Origin of the sequence: Novosphingobium terrae, from assembly GCF_017163935.1 — a bacterium.
Taxonomy (GTDB): Bacteria; Pseudomonadota; Alphaproteobacteria; order Sphingomonadales; family Sphingomonadaceae; genus Novosphingobium; species Novosphingobium terrae.
In genome coordinates this window covers 1-5,558 of the sequence record NZ_JABVZR010000005.1, presented here as the reverse complement: position 1 = coordinate 5,558, position 5,558 = coordinate 1, and the positions used below count along the sequence as shown (strand labels likewise).

Sequence of the window (5,558 nt, the reverse complement as noted above, 5' to 3'; positions counted from 1 at the left end):
CGTTCTTTGACATAGTTGATTATGATGAAGGGACATGTGGACGACGGCGTCTGCGCCTTGGGAGCTTCAGGCTCTATGGCGTAGTTTAAATCAAGCCGATGTTACATATGTCCTTCGTATCCATTACGTTTGACAAATGCAGGCATCGGCTCCTGAAGTTCAGATGTGATTGGTTGCTGCTTCTTTGAAGCAGGCCGATTATGTTTGTGACATAACTTGAGAGTTTGATCCTGGCTCAGAACGAACGCTGGCGGCATGCCTAACACATGCAAGTCGAACGAGACCTTCGGGTCTAGTGGCGCACGGGTGCGTAACGCGTGGGAATCTGCCCTTTGCTTCGGAATAACAGTTAGAAATGACTGCTAATACCGGATGATGTCGCAAGACCAAAGATTTATCGGCAAAGGATGAGCCCGCGTAGGATTAGGTAGTTGGTGGGGTAAAGGCCTACCAAGCCGACGATCCTTAGCTGGTCTGAGAGGATGATCAGCCACACTGGGACTGAGACACGGCCCAGACTCCTACGGGAGGCAGCAGTGGGGAATATTGGACAATGGGCGAAAGCCTGATCCAGCAATGCCGCGTGAGTGATGAAGGCCTTAGGGTTGTAAAGCTCTTTTACCAGGGATGATAATGACAGTACCTGGAGAATAAGCTCCGGCTAACTCCGTGCCAGCAGCCGCGGTAATACGGAGGGAGCTAGCGTTGTTCGGAATTACTGGGCGTAAAGCGCACGTAGGCGGTACATCAAGTCAGGGGTGAAAGCCCGGAGCTCAACTCCGGAACTGCCCTTGAAACTAGTGTACTAGAATCTTGGAGAGGCGGGTGGAATTCCGAGTGTAGAGGTGAAATTCGTAGATATTCGGAAGAACACCAGTGGCGAAGGCGGCCCGCTGGACAAGTATTGACGCTGAGGTGCGAAAGCGTGGGGAGCAAACAGGATTAGATACCCTGGTAGTCCACGCCGTAAACGATGATAACTAGCTGTCCGGGCACATGGTGCTTGGGTGGCGCAGCTAACGCATTAAGTTATCCGCCTGGGGAGTACGGTCGCAAGATTAAAACTCAAAGGAATTGACGGGGGCCTGCACAAGCGGTGGAGCATGTGGTTTAATTCGAAGCAACGCGCAGAACCTTACCAGCGTTTGACATCCTCATCGCGATTTCCAGAGATGGATTTCTTCAGTTCGGCTGGATGAGTGACAGGTGCTGCATGGCTGTCGTCAGCTCGTGTCGTGAGATGTTGGGTTAAGTCCCGCAACGAGCGCAACCCTCGTCCTTAGTTGCCATCATTCAGTTGGGCACTCTAAGGAAACCGCCGGTGATAAGCCGGAGGAAGGTGGGGATGACGTCAAGTCCTCATGGCCCTTACACGCTGGGCTACACACGTGCTACAATGGCGGTGACAGTGGGCAGCAAGCACGCGAGTGTGAGCTAATCTCCAAAAGCCGTCTCAGTTCGGATTGTTCTCTGCAACTCGAGAGCATGAAGGCGGAATCGCTAGTAATCGCGGATCAGCATGCCGCGGTGAATACGTTCCCAGGCCTTGTACACACCGCCCGTCACACCATGGGAGTTGGATTCACTCGAAGGCGTTGAGCTAACCCGCAAGGGAGGCAGGCGACCACAGTGGGTTTAGCGACTGGGGTGAAGTCGTAACAAGGTAGCCGTAGGGGAACCTGCGGCTGGATCACCTCCTTTCTAAGGATTTGAACGAAAGCGTCTCTGCTAGACGGAGAAAGAGCTTCGCTCAATTCTAAGAACATTGCCGTCGTCCTCATGTCCCTTCATCTTTATGGAAACCAGCAAGGCTGGCTTCGCGCTTCCGGCTTATCCGGCAAGCGCTTGAAGCGGTTTTGCTGACTGCCTGAGTTGGCCATCTGCCTTCTGGCTCGTGAGCCGCTGGCCTTGTGGTCAGTGCTGGCGCCAGGATGGGCCGGTAGCTCAGGTGGTTAGAGCGCACGCCTGATAAGCGTGAGGTCGCAAGTTCAACTCTTGCTCGGCCCACCATCTTGGCGCAGCGGCTTTACGGCGGGGCCTTAGCTCAGCTGGGAGAGCGGTTGCTTTGCAAGCATCAGGTCATCGGTTCGATCCCGATAGGCTCCACCACTTTTGTGGTTTGTGTTTCCATATGAGATGAAGAGAACGTTTCTTCCACTCGCCTTTGGGCGGATGGCATGCGGGATTTGCCCGCTTCTTTGACATTGTGAATGGGTTTTTTAATCGACGCGGTGACGCGACGTCGGTTTTTGCGCAGCGGGGGTCGCCTCGTTGATGGCAAGAACCAATATGGCGGACGTGTTACTACAGATGTTGTAAATCTGGCTGAGATTATTGTCCTACGCCTAGAACGATGCAGGTTTTATGCAGGCCTGTTATTGATGGTGTGGGTTCTCAAGCGTGAGGTAAGAGCATTTGGTGGATGCCTTGGCATGTACAGGCGAAGAAGGACGTGGCACGCTGCGATAAGCGTCGGGGAGTTGTGAGCAAACTTTGATCCGGCGATTTCCGAATGGGGAAACCCACCTTCACCATTTCTCTCGTTTGCTGAGAAATCAGTAAGTGAGTGAGGTGGATAAGGTATCACCTTAGTGAATAAAATAGCTTTGGTGAAGCGAACCCGGGGAACTGAAACATCTCAGTACCTGGAGGAAAAGACATCAACCGAGATTCCGTTAGTAGTGGCGAGCGAACGCGGACCAGGCCAGTGCCTGTCTCTAAATAAGCAGAACAGTTTGGAAAGACTGGCCATAGCGGGTGACAGCCCCGTATGCGAATGTGAGGAGACAGGACTCGAGTAGGGCGGGACACGTGAAATCCTGTCTGAACATGGGGGGACCACCCTCCAAGCCTAAATACTCGTACATGACCGATAGCGAACCAGTACCGTGAGGGAAAGGTGAAAAGCACCCCGATGAGGGGAGTGAAACAGTACCTGAAACCGAATGCTTACAAGCAGTAGGAGCTTCCTTGAGGAGTGACTGCGTACCTCTTGCATAATGGGTCAGTGACTTAATGTATCATGCGAGCTTAAGCCGTTAGGTGTAGGCGCAGCGAAAGCGAGTCTGAATAGGGCGCCAGAGTATGATGCATTAGACCCGAAACCCGGTGATCTAGGCATGACCAGGCTGAAGGTGCGGTAACACGCACTGGAGGGCCGAACCGTTCAATGTTGAAAAATTGTCGGATGAGTTGTGTTTAGGGGTGAAAGGCCAATCAAACCGGGAAATAGCTGGTTCTCCGCGAAATCTATTGAGGTAGAGCGTCGGATTTATGCCGTTGGGGGTAGAGCACTGGATGGTTGCGGGGGTCGCGAGATCTACCAATACTAACCAAACTCCGAATACCAACGAGTCTTATCCGGCAGACAGACGGCGGGTGCTAAGGTCCGTCGTCAAAAGGGAAACAGCCCTAACCTACAGCTAAGGTCCCCAAGTCACGTCTAAGTGGGAAAGCATGTGGGAATCCCAAAACAACCAGGAGGTTGGCTTAGAAGCAGCCATCCTTTAAAGAAAGCGTAACAGCTCACTGGTCTAAACAAGGGTTCCTGCGGCGAAGATGTAACGGGGCTCAAGACGTGCACCGAAGCTTAGGGTGTGGTTCTTTGAACCACGCGGTAGCGGAGCGTTCCGTAAGCCTGTGAAGCGATCTGGTAATGGGTCGTGGAGGTATCGGAAGTGCGAATGCTGACATGAGTAGCGATAAAGAGGGTGAGATGCCCTCTCGCCGAAAGACCAAGGGTTCCTGCTTAAAGCTAATCTGAGCAGGGTGAGCCGGCCCCTAAGACGAGCCCGAAGGGGGTAGTCGATGGGAACCACGTTAATATTCGTGGGCCTGGTGGTGTGTGACGGATCTCGTGAATTGTCTGGCCTTATTGGATTGGTCAGGCTTTGAAGAGGTTCCAGGAAATAGCCCCACCGTATAGACCGTACCCGAAACCGACACAGGTGGTCAGGTAGAGTATACCAAGGCGCTTGAGAGAAGTATCCTGAAGGAACTCGGCAAATTGCCTCCGTACCTTCGGAAGAAGGAGGCCCCATTTATGCGCAAGCATTTGTGGGGGGCACAGGCCAGGGGGTAGCGACTGTTTAGCAAAAACACAGGACTCTGCTAAGTCGGCTTCAAGACGACGTATAGGGTCTGACGCCTGCCCGGTGCCGGAAGGTTAAGAGGAGGAGTGCAAGCTCCGAATTGAAGCCCCGGTAAACGGCGGCCGTAACTATAACGGTCCTAAGGTAGCGAAATTCCTTGTCGGGTAAGTTCCGACCTGCACGAATGGCGTAACGACTTCCCCACTGTCTCCAGGATATGCTCAGCGAAATTGAATTCTCCGTGAAGATGCGGAGTACCCGCGGTTAGACGGAAAGACCCCGTGCACCTTTACTGCAGCTTCAGAGTGGCATTAGGAAAGAATTGTGTAGCATAGGTGGGAGGCTTTGAAGCGTCGGCGCCAGCTGACGTGGAGCCATAGGTGAAATACCACCCTGTTGTTTTCTGATGTCTAACCCAGGACCGTTAGCCGGTTCGGGGACCCTCTGTGGCGGGTAGTTTGACTGGGGCGGTCGCCTCCTAAAGAGTAACGGAGGCGCGCGATGGTAGGCTCAGGCCGGTTGGAAACCGGCTGTTAGAGTGCAATGGCATAAGCCTGCCTGACTGCGAGACTGACGAGTCGAGCAGAGACGAAAGTCGGTCATAGTGATCCGGTGGTCCCTCGTGGAAGGGCCATCGCTCAACGGATAAAAGGTACGCCGGGGATAACAGGCTGATGATTCCCAAGAGCTCATATCGACGGAATCGTTTGGCACCTCGATGTCGGCTCATCACATCCTGGGGCTGGAGCAGGTCCCAAGGGTTTGGCTGTTCGCCAATTAAAGTGGTACGTGAGCTGGGTTCAGAACGTCGCGAGACAGTTTGGTCCCTATCTGCCGTGGGCGTCGATACTTGAGAGGAGTTGCCCCTAGTACGAGAGGACCGGGGTGAACATGCCTCTGGTGTACCTGTCGTTCCGCCAGGAGCGCAGCAGGGTAGCTATGCATGGACGGGATAACCGCTGAAAGCATCTAAGCGGGAAGCCTCCCTCAAGATAAGGTATCTTCGAGTCGTGATAGACCATCACGTTGATAGGCCGGGTGTGGAAGTGCGGTAACGCATGGAGCTAACCGGTCCTAATCACTCTGTTCATGCTTGATGAACCCCACCATCACTAAGAGGCCTGCACAGGTTCTGGACTAAACCCCAGACAAGCAGCGCATCGTGAAGGCGGACAATCGTCACAGCCGATCACAACATCTGATTAAAAAACACACCGCAGCAAGCCGTCAGGGTCTCCCTGACAGGGCAGGTTACGAACCTGCCTCATGCTTGCTTAAAGCACGCTAGCCATATTGCTTGGTGACCATAGCAACAGTGACCCACCCGATCCCATCTCGAACTCGGCCGTGAAACCTGTCCGCGCCAATGGTACTAACGCTCAAGCGTTGGAAGAGTAGGTCGTCGCCAGGCATTATCGCTGGCGTGCTTAAACTCCCCCATAAAGGGAGAGAAAAAACCCATTCACA

2 tRNA genes and 3 rRNA genes are annotated in these 5,558 nt (G+C 53.5%); all 5 read left to right on the top strand.

Annotation, left to right across the window (positions count from 1 at the left end):
* The first annotated feature begins 212 nt into the window (after window positions 1-212).
* The 5 genes from HGK27_RS30975 (at window position 213) to rrf (ending at window position 5,502) form a co-directional block, all read left to right on the top strand.
* Window positions 213-1,701 (top strand): 16S ribosomal RNA (locus HGK27_RS30975).
* 232 nt (window positions 1,702-1,933) lie between these two features.
* Window positions 1,934-2,010 (top strand) — tRNA-Ile (locus HGK27_RS30970).
* A gap of 23 nt (window positions 2,011-2,033) precedes the next feature.
* Window positions 2,034-2,109, top strand: a tRNA-Ala gene (locus tag HGK27_RS30965).
* Between the two features lie 286 nt (window positions 2,110-2,395).
* A 23S ribosomal RNA gene (locus HGK27_RS30960) occupies window positions 2,396-5,189 on the top strand.
* Between the two features lie 198 nt (window positions 5,190-5,387).
* Window positions 5,388-5,502, top strand: a 5S ribosomal RNA gene (rrf, locus tag HGK27_RS30955).
* The 16S, 23S and 5S rRNA genes sit together here with 2 tRNA genes alongside, the layout of an rRNA operon.
* Window positions 5,503-5,558 lie beyond the last annotated feature (56 nt).